The organism is Pseudomonas sp. Seg1 (genome assembly GCF_018326005.1).
GTDB lineage: Bacteria > Pseudomonadota > Gammaproteobacteria > Pseudomonadales > Pseudomonadaceae > Aquipseudomonas.
Genome location: NZ_AP021903.1, coordinates 2,993,768 through 3,013,489, shown reverse-complemented (window position 1 = coordinate 3,013,489; position 19,722 = coordinate 2,993,768). Strand labels below are relative to the sequence as shown.

General features: G+C 59.9%; 19 protein-coding genes and 1 pseudogene. 14 read left to right on the top strand and 6 right to left on the bottom strand.

Annotated elements, in window-relative coordinates; all coding sequences use genetic code 11:
* The first annotated feature begins 485 nt into the window (after positions 1-485).
* Both KI231_RS13390 and KI231_RS13385 read left to right on the top strand, forming a co-directional pair.
* Entirely contained in the window at positions 486-755 is a 270-nt protein-coding gene (locus KI231_RS13390) for a DUF2790 domain-containing protein (RefSeq protein ID WP_103305020.1), read from the top strand.
* 91 nt (positions 756-846) lie between these two features.
* A complete protein-coding gene (locus KI231_RS13385; RefSeq protein WP_213028544.1) occupies positions 847-1,245 on the top strand; it encodes a hypothetical protein in 399 nt (132 codons plus the stop codon).
* Here KI231_RS13385 and KI231_RS13380 read toward each other — a convergent pair.
* A complete protein-coding gene (locus KI231_RS13380; protein WP_213028543.1) occupies positions 1,242-1,511 on the bottom strand; it encodes a DUF1652 domain-containing protein in 270 nt (89 codons plus the stop codon). The two genes, KI231_RS13385 and KI231_RS13380, sit on opposite strands and share 4 nt — an antisense overlap.
* A 370-nt stretch (positions 1,512-1,881) precedes the next feature.
* Between KI231_RS13380 and eco the strand changes: the two genes are divergently transcribed.
* Both eco and KI231_RS13370 read left to right on the top strand, forming a co-directional pair.
* A complete protein-coding gene (eco, locus tag KI231_RS13375) occupies positions 1,882-2,367 on the top strand; it encodes a serine protease inhibitor ecotin (protein WP_213028542.1) in 486 nt (161 codons plus the stop codon).
* 21 nt (positions 2,368-2,388) lie between these two features.
* Positions 2,389-2,694, top strand: a complete 306-nt coding sequence (locus tag KI231_RS13370; protein WP_103305024.1) for an NIPSNAP family protein — start codon at positions 2,389-2,391, stop codon at positions 2,692-2,694.
* A 30-nt stretch (positions 2,695-2,724) separates the two neighbouring features.
* On the opposite strand, the pseudogene ilvA reads toward KI231_RS13370, so the two are convergent.
* Positions 2,725-3,708, bottom strand: a pseudogene (gene ilvA / locus KI231_RS13365) (threonine ammonia-lyase, biosynthetic); the annotation flags it as partial.
* A gap of 285 nt (positions 3,709-3,993) precedes the next feature.
* Here ilvA and KI231_RS13360 point away from each other — a divergent pair.
* Positions 3,994-4,329, top strand: a complete 336-nt coding sequence (locus tag KI231_RS13360; protein ID WP_213028541.1) for a DUF2834 domain-containing protein — start codon at positions 3,994-3,996, stop codon at positions 4,327-4,329.
* 210 nt (positions 4,330-4,539) lie between these two features.
* The gene (locus KI231_RS13355; RefSeq protein WP_213028540.1) at positions 4,540-5,019 is read left to right on the top strand and encodes a hypothetical protein; all 480 of its coding nucleotides are present in this window, start codon (positions 4,540-4,542) and stop codon (positions 5,017-5,019) included.
* Positions 5,020-5,063: 44 nt separating this feature from the next.
* On the opposite strand, the gene KI231_RS13350 is transcribed toward KI231_RS13355, so the two are convergent.
* Positions 5,064-5,834: a class I SAM-dependent methyltransferase gene (locus KI231_RS13350; protein ID WP_213028539.1), complete on the bottom strand. Its 771-nt coding sequence runs from the start codon at positions 5,832-5,834 to the stop codon at positions 5,064-5,066.
* Between the two features lie 159 nt (positions 5,835-5,993).
* Here KI231_RS13350 and KI231_RS13345 point away from each other — a divergent pair, with 159 nt between their 5' ends.
* From KI231_RS13345 to KI231_RS13335, 3 genes are read left to right on the top strand one after another with little or no spacing between them, the layout of a single operon-like run.
* The gene (locus KI231_RS13345; protein WP_103305029.1) at positions 5,994-6,527 is read left to right on the top strand and encodes a tetratricopeptide repeat protein; all 534 of its coding nucleotides are present in this window, start codon (positions 5,994-5,996) and stop codon (positions 6,525-6,527) included.
* Positions 6,528-6,546: 19 nt separating this feature from the next.
* Positions 6,547-7,074 (top strand): RNA polymerase sigma factor, encoded by a 528-nt coding sequence (locus KI231_RS13340; protein WP_475231166.1) that lies wholly within the window; start codon positions 6,547-6,549, stop codon positions 7,072-7,074.
* The gene (locus KI231_RS13335) at positions 7,074-7,832 is read left to right on the top strand and encodes an anti-sigma factor (RefSeq protein ID WP_213028538.1); all 759 of its coding nucleotides are present in this window, start codon (positions 7,074-7,076) and stop codon (positions 7,830-7,832) included. The genes KI231_RS13340 and KI231_RS13335 overlap by 1 nt, the downstream gene beginning before the upstream one ends.
* 45 nt (positions 7,833-7,877) lie before the next feature.
* On the opposite strand, the gene KI231_RS13330 is transcribed toward KI231_RS13335, so the two are convergent.
* The gene (locus KI231_RS13330; protein WP_213028537.1) at positions 7,878-10,145 is read right to left on the bottom strand and encodes a hypothetical protein; all 2,268 of its coding nucleotides are present in this window, start codon (positions 10,143-10,145) and stop codon (positions 7,878-7,880) included.
* A 250-nt stretch (positions 10,146-10,395) separates the two neighbouring features.
* Between KI231_RS13330 and pncA the strand changes: the two genes are divergently transcribed.
* Positions 10,396-11,022, top strand: a complete 627-nt coding sequence (pncA, locus tag KI231_RS13325) for a bifunctional nicotinamidase/pyrazinamidase (RefSeq protein WP_103305033.1) — start codon at positions 10,396-10,398, stop codon at positions 11,020-11,022.
* Between the two features lie 138 nt (positions 11,023-11,160).
* Here pncA and KI231_RS13320 read toward each other — a convergent pair whose 3' ends face one another.
* Together KI231_RS13320 and KI231_RS13315 are read right to left on the bottom strand one after the other, a co-directional pair.
* Positions 11,161-12,462, bottom strand: a complete 1,302-nt coding sequence (locus tag KI231_RS13320) for an ATP-binding protein (protein WP_213028536.1) — start codon at positions 12,460-12,462, stop codon at positions 11,161-11,163.
* 4 nt (positions 12,463-12,466) lie between these two features.
* On the bottom strand, positions 12,467-13,168 hold the full coding sequence (locus KI231_RS13315; RefSeq protein WP_103305035.1) for a response regulator: 702 nt from the start codon (positions 13,166-13,168) through the stop codon (positions 12,467-12,469).
* A 277-nt stretch (positions 13,169-13,445) separates the two neighbouring features.
* Between KI231_RS13315 and KI231_RS13310 the strand changes: the two genes are divergently transcribed.
* The 4 genes from KI231_RS13310 to KI231_RS13295 all read left to right on the top strand — a co-directional run bounded on the left by KI231_RS13310 (position 13,446) and on the right by KI231_RS13295 (position 19,675).
* Complete coding sequence (locus KI231_RS13310) at positions 13,446-14,603, top strand: efflux RND transporter periplasmic adaptor subunit (protein ID WP_103305036.1); 1,158 nt, start codon at positions 13,446-13,448, stop codon at positions 14,601-14,603.
* A 15-nt stretch (positions 14,604-14,618) separates the two neighbouring features.
* Positions 14,619-17,717 carry a multidrug efflux RND transporter permease subunit gene (locus KI231_RS13305; protein ID WP_213028535.1) on the top strand — a complete coding sequence of 1,033 codons (3,099 nt, stop codon included), beginning with the start codon at positions 14,619-14,621 and terminating at the stop codon, positions 17,715-17,717.
* Positions 17,718-17,851: 134 nt separating this feature from the next.
* Positions 17,852-18,493, top strand: a complete 642-nt coding sequence (locus KI231_RS13300; RefSeq protein WP_103305038.1) for a DUF1345 domain-containing protein — start codon at positions 17,852-17,854, stop codon at positions 18,491-18,493.
* 153 nt (positions 18,494-18,646) lie between these two features.
* Complete coding sequence (locus tag KI231_RS13295; protein ID WP_283246372.1) at positions 18,647-19,675, top strand: LacI family DNA-binding transcriptional regulator; 1,029 nt, start codon at positions 18,647-18,649, stop codon at positions 19,673-19,675.
* Positions 19,676-19,722: the final 47 nt, after the last annotated feature.

Below are 19,722 nucleotides of genomic sequence, written 5' to 3'. Positions count from 1 at the left end.
TACTCAACTGTATTGAAGGTAACCGCCAGCACTGTGACCAAACAGTAGGGAGGCGGCCATGTACAGGCTTGGTCAACCGAGAACAGTTCAAACTCAGCTCGCCCGAAGGCGTCCTGCACACAGCCGCCACAGCAATGCACTACACGGACATAGATGTCCGCGGCGCAAATGATGGCACATATGCAATGAACTCTTCTCAGGTGACCAAACCCGAATCGCTGATTTTGCAGCGACGCCAAACCATAACCGCCACACTCCAGCCACCGAAAGCAGACAAGGCATCTGCCCTTGTAGGAATACGCCACCCGTCCCGCAGAAATCACCCTGCCCGCTGACAGCCGGCGTTCAGGTGGGTTAACCATCGCTTAACGCCGCGGTCAAAGACTCTACCTGACCGCACGCCCTCAGCCGTTGGCTGACGCCCAGTGCGGCAAGTTCGGCCAGATCCGCGCCGAACTCTCTTTGCGTCGCACGGGAGTCCTTTCATGAACATTCGTCCTTTCCTGCTCACCACCGCCCTCGCCTGCACCGCGTTCGCCGGGCTGGCCCAGGCCAACGACACGTCCACCACGTCCAATGCCGTGCCGTACCAGTACGGCATGCCGCTGCATGTGGCGAAGGTGGTTTCGATGACCGAGCCTTCCACGATGCAGTGCAAGGTCATTACCGCCGACATGAAGTACATCGACAACACCGGTAAACCCGAGGAGATCAGCTACAGGAAAATGTCTGACGCGTGCAACTTCCAGAACTGACAGAAACGTCTGATTTGCGGCTTTGCGGTAGGCGTGAAGGGTTTTGCGGAGTTATGCTCGGGGCCCCTCCTCACTGCCGCAAGGATTCGCCATGCAGTTGTCGTTTCGCACGTTGTCGACTTTCACTTCTTCGTTGTGTTTTCTGCTGGCGCTGGTCTGGGGCTTGGTGCCGGACATGTTGTTGGCGATCTGGAGTATCGAATATTCCGAGGGGGCCGGATTTGTTGCACGGCGCAGCGCGGTTCTGTTTGCGGCGCTGGGTGTGATGTTTTATCTGGTGCGCAGAGCGCCGGTGTCGATCGCGCGCAATGCGTTGAGCAACGGCTTTATCGTCGGTTGTTTTGGATTGGCGGTGCTGGGCTTTGTGGAATGGCTGAACGGCCACGCCGGCCCCGGGATTTTGCTCGCGGTGCTGGTCGAGTTCGCGCTGGGCCTTGGTTTTGTGCAGGCCCGGCGCGTGACGGTCGAACTGGGTGAAGCGGTTGGTTAAACGGCTCGGGAGCGCGGAGTGTAGTGGTGTGGCGTAGCTTGTTGCGCCAGATCCGAGCGCAGCCCGGCGATCAGTTCGTTGATTTCGCGACAGCCATTGAGGTGGCTGGCGTCGATGCCGCTGACGTGCAGATCAACTTGATCGGTCTGGTGATCGCCGAAGACCTTGACGGTCATCGACAAGTCCGGCGACAGCGTGCATTGGCAACGTTTAGGCAGAAAACTGCTTTCAATGATATTGCGTAGTTCCAAGGCAGACAGAAACATGATGAACCTCTCCTTATTGATGAAACTGCCAATCAACTTTTCACGTTGACCGCTTTTGCTGCCCCTGCACGGGTGTGTCCCCGCTGTTTCCCTGGTGCAACAAACGGTTGTACTGCGAAATGCCCATTGGAGTGTAGGCGCCCGAATCCGGTGCGCTGCACCATAGAGACGCATAAACCATGCCTTTCATCGGATCGTTTTGGCCCTCGTGAAATCAAGCACTTGGCGAACTGGCCAGTATTGGGCCAGTTGCAAATTGCAAGAAACGCCGGTCCGGGCCCTGCAATTTGCAATTCGTCGTCGGTTTGCATTCACCGCCAGTGACGGTAAGAATGCCCGTCAATCACACTACACCCGCAAGGAGGCTTCCATGGGTTCTTTCCGTGCTTACGCGACCACCGGCCTGATTATCGCCAGCCTTTCCACTGTCGCCCACGCAGCGAAACTGGAAGATGTCGCGCCGTATCCCAAGGCTGAAGCGGGCTTCACGCGCCAGGTCATTCATCTGCCCAAGCAGGATCAGGAAGAGAACTTCCAGGTCGAGATTCTCGCGGGCAAAACTCTCGAAGTGGATTGCAATCGCCAGCGTCTGGGCGGGGTTCTGGACGAGAAAAACCTCGAAGGCTGGGGTTACTCGTTCTACCGACTGGAAAAGGTTATCGGCCCGATGAGCACAATGATGGCCTGCCCGCCCGGCTCGCAGAAGAAACGCGCGTTCGTGCCGGTCGTCGGCGACGGTTTCATGCTGCGGTACAACAGCAAGTTGCCGGTAGTGGTGTATGCCCCGTCGGACGTCGAAGTGCGTTTTCGCATCTGGTCCGCCTCGGACAAAGTCGGCACCGCCATTCAGGAATAATCTGAGCAAGGAGCGTCATCGGTGATTACCTGCCACGTCAGATACGTGATCGACCCTTATCAACTGGCCGAATTCGAGGCCTACGCCAAGGCCTGGCTCGGCATTGTCGAACGCTTGGGCGGCACTCATCACGGCTACTTTCTGCCGTCCGAGGGTGCGAGCAACATCGCCTATTGCCTGTTCAGTTTTCCGTCGCTGGCGGATTACGAAAGCTACCGGCACATCGCACTGACCGATCCGGAAAGTACTGCGCTGGTGCAATCACTGGTCGAGAAGAAGTTCATCGTCAGCTACGAGCGCAGCTTCCTGCGCCCGATGCTGCCCTGATCGCCATCACGCGGGGGCGCCGCACACAGCGGCGCGCTCGGCAACGTGTCGCAAACTGTCGAAGTTGATGTTGGCACCGGAGTCGATTGCCACGAAGGTCTGACCGCGCACAGCGGTTCGCGCCACGTATTGCTTGATACCGGCCACGGCCAGGGCGCCGGAAGGTTCGGTGATCGAGCGGGTATCGTCGTAGATGTTCTTGATCGCGGCGCAGAGGTCGTCGTTGCTGACGGTGATCACCTCATCCACGCAAAAGCGACACACTTCAAATCCGTACTCGCCGATCTGCGCCACGGCCACGCCGTCAGCGAATGTGCCAACCGTGGGCAGCACCACCCGTTCGCCCGCTTGCAGGGCCGCTTTCAGGCAAGCTGAGTGCTCGGATTCGACGCCGATGATGCGCACCTCCGGGCGCAGATATTTGACGTACGCCGCGATCCCGGCGATCAAACCGCCACCACCCACCGGGACGAAGATCGCGTCCAGCGCGCCTTGATGCTGGCGCAGGATCTCCATCGCGACGGTGCCTTGGCCGGCGATCACGTCAAGGTCATCGAAGGGGGAAACGAAGGTGCGGCCGGTCTCTTCGGCCAGTTGCAGCGCATGGGCGAGTGCGAATGGAAAGCTCTCGCCGTGCAGCAGCGCTTCGGCGCCGCGACTGCGCACACCGAGGACTTTGAGTTCAGGCGTTGTCGAGGGCATGACGATGGTTGCCGAGATGCCCAGTTCACGTGCCGCCAGCGCCACACCTTGAGCATGATTGCCGGCGGATGCGGTGATCACCCCGCGTGCTTTCTGTTCAACACTCAACTGCACCAGTTTGTTGTAGGCGCCACGGATCTTGAAGGAGAACGTCGGTTGCAGGTCTTCGCGTTTGAGCAGGATGCGATTGCCCAATGCTTCGGACAAGGCTGGCGCAGCCTGCAGCGGCGTACGCACCGCGATGTCGTAAACCGGCGCGGCGAGGATCTTCTTCACGTAGTGCTCAAGCAGGGTTTGCGGGTCGTTCATCATCGTCTCCTGACTCACCTCCACTGCCGCGACTCCGACAGGGGAAGGTGTTTTTCGTTAAAACCCGGGAGACAGAAAGTAAAAACCCGCCTCTAGGGCGGGTTGGGTGCTGCAGTCGTGAGCTAGCCCGCCAAATGAGGAATGGCGGTAATAATGCTTGGCTGGCAGCGCAATACGGTGGAAGTCATGGACTGGAAATTAGCCCGAGCCCAGCCGGCAAGTCAATGGTCAATTGTGCGTGGCGACTGTAGGCTGGCGGTTCTACTCATCACTTCAAGGAATGAACGCATGATGTCGATCGCCCTACCCCTCACGGCGCTGCTCGCTTTTACCGGTTACACCATTTCGGTGATGCTCCAGGCTGAGCAGTCGCTGATCGACTTCGGCATCAGCCTGATGTCGCGACCGGATACCGCGCAGGTGGTGATCGATCTGTACCTGCTGGCGACGCTGGCCGGGGTGTGGATGGTCAAAGACGCCCGGTCGCTTGGCCGGTCGGTTTGGTCGGTGGTGCCTTATCTGTTACTGACAGCGGTTTTTGTGTCGATCGGGCCGTTGTTGTATCTGGTGGTGCGTGGGGTTCGGGAGCGCAGGAAAGTTGTTGATACACCTCAGTTGAGCTGATCCGGATTGTGGGTTGAAGCTGAATCAGTCTTCGGGAGCAAGCCCCCTCCCACAGGGAATAGAGTTGCGCCGGTAAGTCGTTGGGTTAATGAAGCTGTCAAGCTGTGAGTACCTGTCAACTCTGACAGTTATGCCGCCAGTCCTGATGCAGTAGTTTGAACATTCACCGGGAGTTCACTCCCGCTTGTTCATGCATCAGGAGCGTTGACGATGACCGGATCAAACTCAAAAACTGACAATAGGTTTACTGCTGAGGTGAATGGGGGTGGACGCCCGCTGTTCAGTGCGGACAAGACGGAACTGTCCCTCAAGTGGCGACCAGATCTGGGTTCCTATTGGCACGGCCACGGCGGACAGCTCATCTCGCAGCCAATTGATAATCAAAATGCATACCTGAATGTGTACGTCCCAGAGGATGTCACGATTGGCACCCACGAGATAACCAAGGATGGCAAGGATTATCGAGCAAGCTATGCCCTCGGCAACCCGGGTGATATTGACGAGTACCCAGCAGTATCAGGTGAACTGATCCTGAGCGTTGTGCCGACTGCTGGCGATGATCGGCTAGAGGGTACTTTCTGGTTCAAGGGCGTTCATGAAGATGGACGGCAGAAAGTCGATGTCACGAGTGGCGAGTTCAAATTGACTGCTCAGACCGCTTCCACACCTTCAACCTCAAAATCTGAGTAACACCGTCATTGAGGCAACCGTGTGCCCATCGCGGCCCGTTTGCCTCAGCCATGTTTCACCGCAACAAATGCGGCGGTTTCGTACGGGACCGTTACCACGTCTCTACCGCGGAGTGCCGGTTCCGAGGTGATCAGGGCGCGAATCTGTTCGTCGACCTTCGCCCGCTGTGCCTCCGGCAGCGCGGCAATGAAACTGGTAGAGCGCACACGATTGAAAATCACGTCTTCCGGCGAGCCGGTGTGCCCGTGGTGAAACTGCTGCAATTGCAGTGGTCCGAACGCTGGATGCGGAAACGCCGTACGCCAGGCACCGGTGTAATAGCGCGGCGTATCGCCTTCCAGGGCATTGACGATGGCGTCGAGTTTCGGCACCCAACTGGCTTGTGGGTCGCGCAAGTTCCAGATCAGTCCCAACTTGCCGCCGGGCTTGAGCACGCGGGCGATTTCCGCCAGCGCCTCGGCACTGGCAAACCAGTGAAACGCCTGAGCGCAAACCACCGCGTCAACCGAGGCGTCCGGCAGTGGCAAGTCCGTCGCCGTGCCACTGACCGCCAATACCTGAGGCCAGGCTTCAGAGAGTTTTTCCAGCATCTGCGCCACCGGTTCCACGGCGATCACTTGCGCCCCGGTCGCCGCTAGACGTCCGGTGAACTTGCCGGTGCCGGCGCCCAGATCTATCACTGTTTTATGTCCATCAAGGTTCAGCGTGGTTGCCAACCAATCGCTGACCTGCGGCGGATAATCCGGCCGCCCTTTGACGTAGGTGTCGGCAGCGGTTTTGTAGCCGGCGGCGGAGTGATGGAGCTGATCTTTCATGGCAATTCCCCTTGCGGCAAAGCTTCGGATCAACGGCGGACGCTGACGAGCATAGCGTTTGAATTTACGCCTGCCCTGAACAGTCACTGACAATGCAATGAATAAAATTTCACCCTGTGGTGTTCAAAGTCAGACATAACCCTCTGTGGAGCCTTGCCCATGACTATCCGTTCCGTTATGTTCGCCGCCCCGTTGCTGCTGGTCGCTGCCCTGTCCAGCCATTTGGCGTTTGCCAATGGCGATGAGGACGAGCCGGTCAAGAAGCCCGAATGCCCCAAAGGTCAGGTCTGGGACAGCAAAACCCAGAAATGCGTGTTGCAAACCAGCCGCCTGCTGCCCGACGCCGACCGCACCGATTATGCCTACCGCCTCGCCAAGGACGGTCGCTACGAGGAGGCACTGGCGCTGCTCGACACCCTGCAACAACCGAACACCGCCAAGGCTCTCAACTATCGCGGCTACGCCACGCGCAAACTGGGGCGCACCGACGAAGGCATCGGCTATTACCTGCAATCGGTAAAACTTGATCCGCAGTACGCGCAAGTCCGTGAATACCTGGGCGAGGCTTATGTAATCAAGGGTCGCGTCGACCTCGCGCAGGAGCAGTTGCAACAGATCAAATCGATTTGCGGCACATCTTGCGAGGAGTACCAGGATTTGGCGGAAGCCATCAACGATTCATCGAAAACCTGAGCATTTATAAAGGACAGCCATCATCGTCAGCGATCAGGCATTCAGAGCAGAACTCGGACAGCACCTGGCGCGACTGTGGCGCTACGGTTTGTTGCTGTCGCGCAATCGGCATGTGGCCGAGGATCTGGTGCAGGCGACATGCGTGCGGGCGCTGGAGCGTTCGGCGCAATACGTCGCCGGCACGCGCATGGATCGCTGGCTGCTGAGCATTCTGCATTCGATCTGGCTCAACGAAGTGCGCGCCCGCCGCGTGCGCCAAGGTGCCGGACAGGTCGATGCCGACGGGCAACTGGCGTTCGACGGTGAATACGCGGCGCAGACCCACGTCATGGCGGCGCAAGTGATTCGCCGGGTCGATGCATTGCCGGAAACCCAACGCGAAACGGTGTATCTGGCCTACGTCGAGGGCCTGTCGTATCGCGAAGTCGCGGAGATTCTGCAGGTGCCGATCGGCACGGTAATGAGTCGTCTGGCCACCGCTCGGCTGAAACTCGCCGAATACCCGCCGTTGCAAGCGGTGCCGAAGACCACCGGAGGAGACCACTGATGAACCCACCTTCGGATGAGCAATTGGTGGCGTATCTGGATGACGAACTCGACCCGGACTATCGCCATCGGCTCGACGCCGCCATCGCCGAGGATCCGCTGCTCAACTTGCGCGTGCAGTGGCTGAGCCGCAGCAGCCTGCCGTACAAAAATGCTTACGACGAGCTGGCGCAGCAAGCGCCGCTGGATCGCCTGCAAGCTCGGCTCGATGCAATCCCCTCACCTGAAACGCCGGGATTGAGCCGGCGCTGGTTTATCGGTGCGGCGGCGGCAACATTGGTCGCCGCGGGTGTGCTGGCTGACCGCTTGGTGTTGGGTTGGCAGGCGCAACAAGCGCATAACTGGCGCGGTTTGGTCGGCGACTATATGGCGTTGTACGTGCCGCAGACCCTCGACCATCTGCCAACGGATGAGGCAACACTGCGTTCGCAGTTGCGTGCTGTCGATGCACGCCTTGGCCTGAATCTTTCAGCGGACGGATTGAAACTGCCAGGCGCCGAATTCAAACGTGCACAAGTGCTCGAGTACGACGGCGTGCCGATCGCGCAGATCGTCTATCTGGATGCCAGGCACGGGCCATTGGCGTTATGCGTGACACGCTCGAACAGCGGCAGTCAGCCCTTGGCGCACGAGCGTCGGCATGAGATGAACGTGGTGTATTGGACCGAGCGTGAACATGCCTGGATGCTGATCGGGCATCACCCGTCGGCGGCACTGGTGCAGATGGCAACGCTGTTGAAATCGCGCGCCATCGGCTAGTGCCTCGACAGGCAAGTTCCAGCCAACGGAACTCGCCTCAGGGGATCAGACATCCACTTTAAAGGTGTCGAGGGTGAACCAGTCGGGTGTTGGGCTATGGAATTCAAGTCGTGAGATCCCCGGCGCATCAAAAGCAACATTGACCGGTGTTCCAAACGACGAGCCTAACGCCTGACGGCCCAGCAGTGACCCGTTGCTGGCGTAGTAAGCCACCGTGCTGTCCTCATAATTCACGCTGAGATGGAAGAAACTGATTCGCGAACAGGCGTTCTTCAATTTGATTTCCACCACTTGCGCAGCCTGGCCGAACGCATCGCGGCCGATGCTCAGAACCTGCCCCTCGATCTGGCCCGGGAAAGATTGGCCGATCTCGGAGCGAGGCATGATCGCGCACTCGCCATCACCGGATTTGAAGGTGATCTGCATAGTCGGCGTTTCCATGATCTCGCCCCGTCTTGCCGTCTGGTCGGGTACACCGGTGAAATCTTCCAGTAACCTCGCAGGCGAATTCAGCACGGTGAAAGCCGGCGACTCGAACGCCACTGCAGCCGATTCGTCGTTGAGCCCGTCAAAGGCTACTTTCAACTCCATGCGCAAGCTTGATCCCGGTTTAAGCTTCGCGAGTTCGCTGCGGGGCAGCGCGTTGTCCAGCCCGCTGGCTATTTCAGGCTCTGTCACTTGAGCAGCCTGGGCAATGATAATCGGGTAATCATTTCCGTTGCGATCGGTGCCGTGCAAGCGAAACCAGCGTAACTGCCCCACCGCCATGGACGGCCAGACCGCACATTGCGCTTGCGCACCGGCGGGGAAATCACCCAGATCGAGCACGCCGTTCCTGGCTTGAGGAATGGTGGGTATCGGCAGCCGTGGATCCCGATCCTCGATCCGCTTGATTGTCACGTCACGATGCGCGGAGGGTTGAGTGGTCGCGCCACGGAGCAACTGCCACGCAAGTTGCACTGTCTTGCCATGACTGGCCGCGAACACCGGAGACGCAATCAGGAAGTTGGCCCGGTGATTCTTGTTGAAAGCGCTCGCCGCAAATGCCGGCGAACCCAGCCCGGCGGCACCCTGGATCACCAGCCGTGCCTTGTCCCCGGGTTTGTCTTCGAGGTATTCCACTCGCGCTGTTACGCCGTCAGGCACAGCCAGAGGATCAATCACGTAACCGGAGCCCACAAGCACAGGCGCCAGAAGGTCCGCAGCGGGTTCACCGATAATGTCGACTTTTTGCACGTATGACCGGTCGAGCTCGCTCCCTTGGCTCACGCGCTGATAGCTGAACACTGCGTGCCCCTTCGCGGCACCGGCAAACGCTGCGTAAGGCAAAGGAATCGAGTAGGAGAACGGCGCGTTCTTCACCAGTTCCTTAAATGTCAGGTGCTCCAGCAACGCTCCGTCCTCACCATAGAAACGCCCCGTCAAGCGGATCTCATCGTCTCTGAGCCAGCTCCGCGATACATAGATTTGTGCGGTTGCCGGTTTGCCGGCCAGTTTTTCCAGCTCGATGATGCTGGCGTCATCGTCAGGATCATTGGGATCTTCAGTGATGATCGGCGGGTCGTACCAAGTGCCATCGAGGTTGACGTACAGGTACTGGCTGGCCGAATTCGGGCTGTTGACATCCGGGCTGTTCCCGACACGATCGAGCACCGTGTAACGCAACTCGAAGCGCGGGTTGTCCCCTCCAGCGCGAAATGTCGCCTCATCAATGGTCATCTGGATGGGCTGCTGTCGATCCGCTTCATCCGCACTGACCGCATGGCTCAGGGTTTTACCATTGCAATACAACACAACGGTGTCGAACGCTTTCATCAACGGGTAGGCGACTCTGACATTGACACCTGCACGCGCCCGGTCGGGATCGACACCTTCATCCAGTGCATCCGGCGGCACTTCAAGCATCAGCTCCGAATGGCCCTCCTCCTCAGGAAACCGATCAACATTCCCCGGACGCTTGTCGTGATAAATAACGGTCAATGGCGCTGACGCCTCAACCTCCAGTCCCCCTCGCTCCAACGCGTATTCGAGGACATTCAGTGGGGTCTTCCACTTGCCCAGCGCCACATACACGATCACACGTAGCGTCGCCTCGCCGGCGGCGATGATTGCCGACGTCACCCGCTCACCGTTCAGTCGAACCACGTAGACGTCACCGTCCTGGGCGGTGGACGCTGGTTCGATGAAAACCTTTACCCCTTGCGGGTAAAGATAAGTCAGTGCCAGCGGCAGTCCGGCGTCGGCATTCTCAGGCCCGAGGACCGGCTGAGTCATGCCGGGAATACGTGGTTTAACAAGGGTCTTGGCGTCCATAGCGGTTATCCTTTCTGGAACAGGACTCCAATGCGATGTCGGAACAGGAGTCGTGATATGCGCATGAGACACGCATTGCCCGTGTTCGCCTACTGTCAGATCTGACAGGTAAACCGCATAATTCAGCGCAAAATGCTACCGCTGGTCGGAATGCGCGGAAACATCCCGCCCGAATTTGCTGAACAGCCATTTGGCTGTATAGGAAAACCACTTCTATGCTGAACACGTGATTTCCAAGGAGGATCCACCGATGTCCGTTTCTTCTCGCACTGCATTATTGGTGATCGACGTTCAAAACGATTTCGTCCCCGGCGGCCGACTGCCGGTGCCTGAGGGTGATCAGATCGTACCGCTGATCAACAAGCTCTCGCGCCAGTTCAAACAGGTCGTCATCGCCCAGGATTGGCATCCGGAGGGGCACGCTTCTTTCGCCTCCAGCCACCCCGGCCGCAAACCCTACGATGTGATTCAACTGCCATACGGCGAGCAGACGCTCTGGCCTGAGCATTGCGTGCAAGCAACCGGCGGTGCCGAGTTCCACTCGGGCCTGGACCTGCCCCACGCACAACTGGTCATCCGCAAGGGCTGCAACCCTGACATCGACAGTTATTCGGCATTTCTTGAGGCCGATCGGCGCACCACCACAGGGCTGTCCGGTTATCTGAAAGAGCGCGGAATCGACACGGTCTACATGGTCGGTCTGGCGCTGGATTTTTGCGTGATGTTCTCGGCGCTGGATGCGCGGGCGGCGGGGTTCAATGCCTTTGTGGTGCTGGACGCCTGCCGGGCGATTGATATGGACGGTTCATTGGCGGCAGCGATGGACCGGATGCAGAGCGCAGGAGTCCACTTGATTCAATCCACCGAAATTTCCTGACACCCACCCTTTCCCTGTGGCGAGGGAGCTTGCTCCCGCTGGGTTGCGAAGCAGCCCCCTGCGTTCTTGCAATCAAATCGCGGGGGCTGGTTTTACGACGGCTGCGCCGCCGAGCGGGAGCAAGCTCCCTCGCCACGATCAGACGGGCGTCGGCAACCACAATCTGAACCGTGCGCCACCCAACGGCGAGGACTCGACTGTCAACGTCCCGCCCTGCGCTTCCAGGGCCCGGCGGCTTATGGCCAAGCCGAGGCCGAAACCACCGGTGGCGCGGTCACGGCTGCGGTCCAGTCGATAGAACGGCTCGAAAATCCGCTCACGCTCATCGTTGGGAATGCCGATGCCGTCGTCGTCCACCCAGATTTCACAACCGCCCGCATTGACCTGCACGCCGATCTGGATACGCCTTTCGCAATAGCGCATGGCGTTGCGCAGCAGGTTCTGGATCGCCCGCGCGGTCAGACGCGGGTCGAGGGAAAAGCGTTCGAGCTGACCGTGCAGCAGCACGTCAATCACGATGTCCGGCGACTCCAGTTCTTCATCGACACTGCCCAGAATGCTGTCGATGAACTCATCCAGTGACACGTCAACCTGTTCCGGCAACTGCGCCGGATTCTGCAAGCGACTGTACGAGAGCAGCTCCAGCACCAGTTCATCCAGCTCGCGGATATGCGCGACCAGGCCCTGCAAGCGTTCGCGGCTGGCGGCCGGCAAGTCGTCGGACAGCGCCAGCGCCAGGCCGAAGTCCAGACGCGTCAAGGGCGTGCGCAGTTCGTGGGATACCGCGTTGAGCAGGTCGCGTTGCTGGTTGAGCAGGTTCTCGATGTCACCGGCCATGGTGTCGAACACATTGGCCAGACTGCCAATGTTCGAACTCGGGGCGATTTTCGTGCGTTCGCTCAAATGGCCTTTACCGAAGCGCTCGGCAGTGCCTTTGAGGCGTTCCAGATCACGCCAGTGCGGGCGTAACCAGATCAACAGGCAGGCGAGCAGCGTTGCGCCGATCAATACGTTGATGCTCCAGTACAACAGATTGACGTCCATCGGGTCCGGCGGCACGACCATTTGCACCACGGTGGTGTCGTCCAGCGGTGTGACCGCCAGCGTGCGCCAGCCCCAGTCGCCGATGCGCACGATGTTCTCGCCACGACGCAGACGCTCACCTTCTATAGCGCTGAAGTCAGCATCGTCGATACGCGCAAGGACGATGTGCAGCGGCTGGAAGTCCCTGTCCATCGACGCCGCCAGCGCTGGCCACTGGTCGTGCGGCACCGCGCGGAACTGCTTGGCGATGAGCGATTGCAGGCCACGGGAATAATCAAGGTTGTAGGTGACAAAACGATCGCGGAACGCCATGACCACCAGATCCGGCACCAGATAGATCGCGGCGCTGTACGACACAATCGTCACCAGATACAGGCGAAACAGAATGCGAAACATCAGCTCAGCATTCCCATTCGGAGCGGCTGAACAGGTAGCCCTTGCCCCACACCGTCTTGATCTTGCGAGCTTCGCCAGCGTGGTCGTCGAACTTGCGCCGCAGCTTGGAAATCGCCACGTCCACCGAACGGTCGGTGCCGTTGAATTCGATGCCGCGCAGGCGTTGCAGAATCTGGTCGCGGCTGAGCACTTCGCCGGCGTGTCGTGCCAGCACCACCAATAAGTTGTACTCACCGCTGGACAGTTCGACCGGCTGATCTCGCCAGGTCACCGTGCGCTCGGACAGGTCGATACACAGATTGCCCATGACGATACGGTCATTGACCGTCAGCGGTTCGCCGAGGCTGCTGCGGCGCAACAGGGTGCGCACCCGGGCCAGCAGCACGCGCGGCTCGCAGGGTTTGGTGACGTAATCATCGGCGCCCATTTCCAGGCCCAGCACCTGATCGTGGCTGTCATCACGGGCGGTGAGCATCAGGATCGGCAGCGTCGCTGAATCGGCGCGCAGCAGACGGCAGACTTGCAGTCCGTCGAGACCGGGCAGCATCAAGTCGAGGATCACCAGATCCGGTGGACTGACCCGCGCCCGTTCACGCACATGGTCGCCACGGCCGATGACGCTGACGGAATAACCGTTGCGCTCCAGGTAGCTGGAAATCAGTTCGGCGAGGGCGGTGTCGTCTTCGACCAAGAGGATGTTGGGCATGGGTGATCCAGAAAGTGCTGTGGCGACGGGTCGGGCCTCATCGCAGGCAAGCCCGCCCTCACAGAGACTTTGATGTGAACACCACCAATCACTGTGGGAGCGGGCTTGCCCGCGATAGCGATATATCTGTCGCAATAAATTTCAAGGGCTTAAGGATATACGCCCTCGCCCGTCCCTGAGTAAAACCCTTACACAATTTCACACAGCGCCTACAAAGCTTCACCGCTACTCTCGGCGACTGCCCGTAGGATGCGGGCATCAATATTGGGGGTAGTAAATGTCGAACAAACTGCTGGCCGGGCTCGGCCTGATTGCCATGGCGCTGACGCTGAGCGCCTGTGACTCTTCTTCGAACGCCGAAGAGCAGGCACCGCCAGCCACTGTGCGCACCGAGACCATCGAAGCCCGCCCCCTGTCGATCAGCAGTGAACTCAGCGGCCGCATCGCCGCGCCGCGCATCGCCGAAGTGCGCGCTCGGGTTGCCGGTGTGGTGTTGCAACGCACCTATCGCGAAGGCAGCGACGTAAAAAAGGGCGACGTGCTGTTTCGCATCGACCCGGCACCGTTCAAGGCTGACCTGGACAGCGCCGAAGCGGCGTTGCGCAAGGCCGAAGCCAATGCGTTCCAGGCAAAGCTGCAAGAGCAGCGCTACGCCCAGTTGATCGACGACAAGGCGATCAGCGCTCAGGACTACGACAACGCCCGCGCCAATGCCCGGCAAACGGCGGCCGATGTCGCCGCCAACAAGGCCGCCGTGGAGCGGGCGAAGCTGAATCTGGGTTACGCCACCGTCACTGCGCCGATTTCCGGGCGCATCGGTCGCGCGCTGGTCACCGAAGGTGCGCTGGTCGGGCAGAACGAAACCACGCCGCTGGCGCTGATTCAGCAACTCAACCCGATTCATGCTGACCTCACCCAATCGACCCGCGAACTCAATGAACTGCGCCGCGCCTTCCGTTCCGGGCAGTTGCAGGAAGTCGGGCAGGATCAGGTCAAGGCCACGCTGATTCAGGATGACGGCAGCCTCTATCCGTTGCCGGGCAAATTGTTGTTCAGCGACATCACCGTCGACCCGGGCACCGGCCAGATCATTCTGCGCAGCGAATTCCCCAACCCCGATCTCGACCTGTTGCCCGGCAGCTTCATCCGCGTGCGTCTGGAACAGGCCACGATTGCGCACGGGATCACCGTGCCGCAACGCGCCGTGCAACGAGACAGCGCCGGCGTCGCCCAGGTGCTGACTGTCGACGAGCAAATGCGCGTTGCCGAGCAGCCGGTGCAACTGGGCGCGGTGCAGAACAATCGCTGGATCGTCACCGGCGGCCTGAAACCGGGCGACCGCATTGTGATTGAAGGCCTGCAACACGCCCGCCCCGGCGAGAAAGTCCAGATTGACGACACCCCTCTTCCACTTGCCCAGACCTCTGGTCAGTAAGCAGGACGCTTTTATATGCCGCAGTTCTTTATCGACCGCCCGGTGTTTGCCTGGGTGGTCGCGCTGTTCATCCTCTTGGCCGGTGCGCTGGCCATCCCGCAATTGCCGGTGGCGCAGTACCCCGATGTCGCCCCGCCACAAATCGAAATCTATGCCGTGTACCCCGGCGCTTCAGCGCAGACCGTCGATGAAAGCGTGGTCAGCCTGATCGAGGAAGAACTCAACGGCGCCGATCACCTGTTGTATTTCGAATCGCAAAGCAGCCTGGGCAGCGCCACGATCAAGGCCACGTTCCAGCCGGGCACCAACCCGGAACTGGCGCAGGTCGATGTGCAAAACCGCCTCAAGGTGGTCGAGTCGCGTCTGCCACAAGCGGTGAATCAGCAGGGTTTGCAGGTAGAAAAGGTTTCCTCCGGCTTCCTCTTGCTGATCAGCCTGACGTCCAGTGACGGCAAGCTCGACGACGTCGCGCTCAGTGATTATCTGGCGCGGAACGTGATGAACGAGATCAAGCGTCTCGACGGTGTCGGCAAGGCTCAGTTATATGGTGCCGAGCGGGCCATGCGCATCTGGATCGACCCGCAGAAACTCATCGGCTTCAACCTGACCCCGGCTGACGTCAACGCCGCCATCGTCGCACAGAATGCGCAGGTTTCGGCCGGCAGCATCGGCGATCTGCCGAACCCGTCCAGCCAGGAAATCACCGCGACCATTCTGGTCAAAGGCCAGTTGTCGACACCGGAAGAGTTCGCCGACATTGTGCTCAAGGCCAACCCCGACGGCTCTACCGTGCGCGTCAGCGATGTGGCGCGGGTCGAGATCGGCAGCCAGGAATATCAGTTCGGCACCCGCCTCAACGGCAAACCGTCCACCGCTGTTGGTGTGCAGTTGTCGCCGGGCGCCAACGCGCTGAGCACCGCGACACTGGTGCGGGCGAAGATGGACGAACTGTCGCGCTACTTCCCGGCCGGCGTGGAGTACAAGATTCCCTACGACACTTCGCCCTTCGTGAAGGTCTCGATCACCAAAGTGGTTTACACCTTGGGCGAGGCGATGTTGCTGGTGTTTGCGGTGATGTTCCTGTTCCTGCAAAACGTCCGCTACACGCTGATCCCGACGCTGGCAGTGCCCGTGGCGTTGATGGGCACGTTCGCGACCATGCTGGCACTGGGTTTCTCGATCAACGTGCTGACCATGTTCGGCATGGTGCTGGCCATCGGTATTCTGGTGGACGACGCGATTGTCGTGGTGGAGAACGTCGAGCGGATCATGGCCACCGAAGGCCTGTCGCCCAAGGAAGCCACGCGCAAGGCGATGACGCAGATCACCGGTGCGATCATCGGCATTACGCTGGTGCTGGTGGCGGTGTTCATTCCGATGGCCTTCATGCAGGGTTCGGTCGGGGTGATCTACCAGCAGTTCTCGCTGTCGATGGCGACGTCGATTCTGTTCTCGGCCTTCCTCGCCCTGACCTTGACTCCAGCGTTGTGCGCAACACTGCTCAAGCCGATCGGCAAGGGTGAGCATCACGAGAAATCCGGATTCTTCGGCTGGTTCAACCGCCGCTTCGAGCAACTGACCAATCGCTATCAGGGCTGGGTCGGTTACGCGCTGAAGCGTACCGGGCGCTATCTGCTGATCTACGTCGTGTTGCTGGTCGGCCTGGGCCTGTGCTTTGCGCGTCTGCCCTCCTCGTTCCTGCCGGTGGAAGATCAGGGTTACACCATCACCGATATTCAGCTGCCGCCGGGCGCGACCAAGAACCGTACGGTGGCCGTGGCTGAACAGCTTGAGGCGCATAACGCCAGCGAGCCGGGAATCAGCGACAGTGTGGTGATTCTCGGTTTCAGCTTCTCTGGCAGCGGGCAGAACGCAGCGTTGGCATTTTCGACGCTGAAGGATTGGTCGCAGCGCAGCAGCGATGATTCGGCCAGCTCGATTGCCGACCGCGCCAATATCGCACTGAGCGAGATAAAGGACGCCATGGCGTTCTCGGTTCTGCCGCCGCCCGTGGACGGCCTCGGCACGTCGAGCGGTTTCGAGTTCCGTTTGCAGGATCGCGGCGGCCTCGGTCACGCGACGTTGATGCAGGCACGCACGGAATTGCTCGCGGCCGCCGAGAAAAGCCCGGTGCTGATGAATGTCCGCGAAAGCGCACTGGCCGAAGCACCGCAGGTGCAACTGGAAGTGGACCGCAAACAGGCCAATGCCTTGGGTGTGTCGTTTGCCGAGATTGGCAATGTGCTGTCCACCGCTGTGGGCTCGGCGTACATCAACGACTTCCCCAATCAGGGCCGGATGCAGCGTGTGGTGGTGCAGGCTGAAGGCGATCAGCGCAGTCAGGTCGATGACTTGCTGAAAATGCACGTGCGCAACAACGCCGGAAAAATGGTGCCGCTGTCGGCATTCGTCCAGGCCAAATGGATTCAGGGCCCGGCGCAATTGACCCGTTACAACGGTTATCCGGCGATTGCGATCTCCGGCGAGCCAACGCCGGGCCATAGCACCGGCGAGGCCATGGCCGAGATTGAACGTCTGGTCGCGCAGGGCCCGAAAGGTCTCGGGCAGGAATGGACGGGCCTGTCGTTGCAGGAGCGTTTGTCCGGCAGCCAGGCGCCGATACTGCTCGGCCTGTCCCTGCTGATCGTGTTCCTGTGTCTGGCCGCGTTGTACGAGAGCTGGTCGATTCCGACTTCGGTGTTGCTGGTGGTGCCGCTGGGTGTGCTCGGTGCGGTGCTGGCGGTGACGCTACGCGGGATGCCCAACGATGTGTTCTTCAAGGTCGGGTTGATTACCATCATTGGTCTGTCGGCGAAGAACGCGATCCTGATCATCGAATTCGCCAAGAGCCTATATGACGAAGGCCACGACCTGATCGACGCCACGCTGCAAGCGGCACGCCTGCGTTTGCGGCCGATCGTGATGACTTCGCTGGCGTTCATCCTCGGTGTGGTGCCGTTGGCCATCGCCACCGGCGCCAGCTCGGCGAGCCAGCAGGCCATCGGCACCGGGGTTATCGGCGGGATGATCACCGCGACGCTGGCGGTGATCTTCGTGCCGGTGTTCTTCGTCGTGGTCATGAAACTCGTAAAACGCTTCACCAAGCACCACTAATCCCTGTGGGAGCTGGCTTGCCAGCGATAGCGATGGGTCAGCCAACATCAATGTTGACTGTGCCGCCGTCATCGCTGGCAAGCCAGCTCCCACATGGCTAAGGTGTCTGAACCATCCTGGCCCCTCGAGTCCCCATGCGCTTCCTCGCCCGCACCCATCCTCGCCTTTCCGCCGCTGCCCTGCTCGGCCTTGCCACAGGTCTTCTGGCCCCCGCCGACTCCATCGTCAGCAAAATCCTCATCGGCTGGAACGCAGGCGTCTGGACTTACCTGATCCTGATGCTCTGGCTTACTGCGCGTTCCAAGGCACCGGACGTCAAACGCATCGCCGAAGTCGAAGATGAAAACGCCGGTCTGGTGTTGTTCGTGGTGTGCATCGCCGCGCTGGCCAGTCTCGCCACCATCACCTTCGAACTCGCCGGCAGCAAGGATCTGGAAGCCTCTAGCAAACTGCTGCACTACGGTTTCACCGCACTGACCGTGATCGGCTCATGGTTATTGATCGGGGTGATCTTTTGCGTGCATTACGCCCGCCTGTATTACACATGGGATGGCAAGGAACCCGCGTTGCGTTTTTCCGAAGGCCTGACCACGCCCAACTACTGGGACTTCCTGTATTTCTCGTTCACCATCGGCGTTGCGGTGCAAACGGCCGATGTCGGCGTGGCAACGCGGGACATGCGCAAAATCGTGTTGGCACAATCGTTGATCGGCTTCGTGTTCAACACGGCCATTCTGGGTTTTTCAATCAATATCGCGGCCGGCTTGTTCGGCTGACGAGCGCCTGATCCCGTTGCCGCCCGTCGGCACTTGGGTCGAGCGGAACGATCATTCACTTGACGAAAGATTTGATTCTGGTGTTTCCTGAAACCGGTTTCAGTCACATGTAACGACTGACGCCCTATAAATCCAATAACAAGGTTTCACACCGTGAACGACTTTTCCGCCGCCCAGCGCAGCCGCGTGACCATGCTCGATGTCGCCGAACGCGCCGGTGTTTCCAAGGCCAGCGTCTCGCGTTTCATCGGCGATGACCGCGCCCTGCTCTCCGATGCCATTGCCTTGCGCATCGAGCAGGCGATTGCCGAACTGGGCTATCGCCCAAACCAGATGGCCCGCGGCCTCAAACGCGGGCGTACTCGCTTGATCGGCATGCTGGTGGCCGACATCCGTAACCCTTATTCGATTGCCGTGATGCACGGGGTGGAAACCGCCTGCCGTGCGCACGGCTACAGCCTGGTGGTGTGCAACACCGACCGCGATGACGAGCAAGAGCGTCAGCATCTGGCCCTCCTGCGCTCGTACAACATCGAAGGCCTGATCGTGAACACCCTAGGCCATCACCGTGACGAATTGCATGAATTGCACCGCGAAATGCCGCTGGTACTGGTGGATCGCAAGGTCGACGGGCTCGACAGCGACATGGTCGGGTTGAACAACCCGCAGGCCGTGGCAATGGCCCTCGCCCATCTTGAGCAGCGTGGCTATCGCGATGTGCTGCTGGTCACCGAACCATTTGACGGCACCAGCTCGCGGATCGAGCGGGTCAGCAGTTTTCAGACGCAGGTTGCGCAGCGTTCCGGGTTGACCGGGGCGGTGCTGGAAACGGGCGACGATCTGGCCATTCACCTGCAAACTTTTTTAAACACTCCAGGGCCGGGGCCGAAAGCGCTGTTTTGCGCCAACGGTGTGGCGGCGCTGGCCGCGACTCATGCCTTGCGCAAGATCGGCTCGCAGTTGTTTGAGGATGTCGGGCTGATTGCCCTGGATGACCTGGACTGGTATCCGTTGGTGGGCAGCGGGATTACGGCGCTGGCCCAGCCGACGCAAGAGATTGGCGCGCGGGCGTTCGAGTGTTTGCTCAGGCGACTGCGGGGAGATGATAAGGCGGCGCGGGTGCTGGATTTTGCGCCGGTGCTGGTTGAGCGTGGGTCGACCTTGAGATTTTTCGCTGATTGATCTGACGTCATCGCTGGCAAGCCAGCTCCCACAGTGTCCGTGGCGCA

Excerpts from the sequence above, each read along its gene's own strand:
- KI231_RS13390 (WP_103305020.1), top strand. The coding sequence starts at position 486 with ATGAACATTCGTCCTTTCCTGCTCACCACCGCCCTCGCCTGCACCGCG.
- KI231_RS13385 (WP_213028544.1), top strand. The coding sequence starts at position 847 with ATGCAGTTGTCGTTTCGCACGTTGTCGACTTTCACTTCTTCGTTGTGT.
- KI231_RS13380 (WP_213028543.1), bottom strand. The coding sequence starts at position 1,511 with ATGTTTCTGTCTGCCTTGGAACTACGCAATATCATTGAAAGCAGTTTT.
- eco (WP_213028542.1), top strand. The coding sequence starts at position 1,882 with ATGGGTTCTTTCCGTGCTTACGCGACCACCGGCCTGATTATCGCCAGC.
- KI231_RS13360 (WP_213028541.1), top strand. The coding sequence starts at position 3,994 with ATGATGTCGATCGCCCTACCCCTCACGGCGCTGCTCGCTTTTACCGGT.
- KI231_RS13355 (WP_213028540.1), top strand. The coding sequence starts at position 4,540 with ATGACCGGATCAAACTCAAAAACTGACAATAGGTTTACTGCTGAGGTG.
- KI231_RS13350 (WP_213028539.1), bottom strand. The coding sequence starts at position 5,834 with ATGAAAGATCAGCTCCATCACTCCGCCGCCGGCTACAAAACCGCTGCC.
- KI231_RS13345 (WP_103305029.1), top strand. The coding sequence starts at position 5,994 with ATGACTATCCGTTCCGTTATGTTCGCCGCCCCGTTGCTGCTGGTCGCT.
- KI231_RS13335 (WP_213028538.1), top strand. The coding sequence starts at position 7,074 with ATGAACCCACCTTCGGATGAGCAATTGGTGGCGTATCTGGATGACGAA.
- KI231_RS13330 (WP_213028537.1), bottom strand. The coding sequence starts at position 10,145 with ATGGACGCCAAGACCCTTGTTAAACCACGTATTCCCGGCATGACTCAG.
- pncA (WP_103305033.1), top strand. The coding sequence starts at position 10,396 with ATGTCCGTTTCTTCTCGCACTGCATTATTGGTGATCGACGTTCAAAAC.
- KI231_RS13320 (WP_213028536.1), bottom strand. The coding sequence starts at position 12,462 with ATGTTTCGCATTCTGTTTCGCCTGTATCTGGTGACGATTGTGTCGTAC.
- KI231_RS13315 (WP_103305035.1), bottom strand. The coding sequence starts at position 13,168 with ATGCCCAACATCCTCTTGGTCGAAGACGACACCGCCCTCGCCGAACTG.
- KI231_RS13310 (WP_103305036.1), top strand. The coding sequence starts at position 13,446 with ATGTCGAACAAACTGCTGGCCGGGCTCGGCCTGATTGCCATGGCGCTG.
- KI231_RS13305 (WP_213028535.1), top strand. The coding sequence starts at position 14,619 with ATGCCGCAGTTCTTTATCGACCGCCCGGTGTTTGCCTGGGTGGTCGCG.
- KI231_RS13300 (WP_103305038.1), top strand. The coding sequence starts at position 17,852 with ATGCGCTTCCTCGCCCGCACCCATCCTCGCCTTTCCGCCGCTGCCCTG.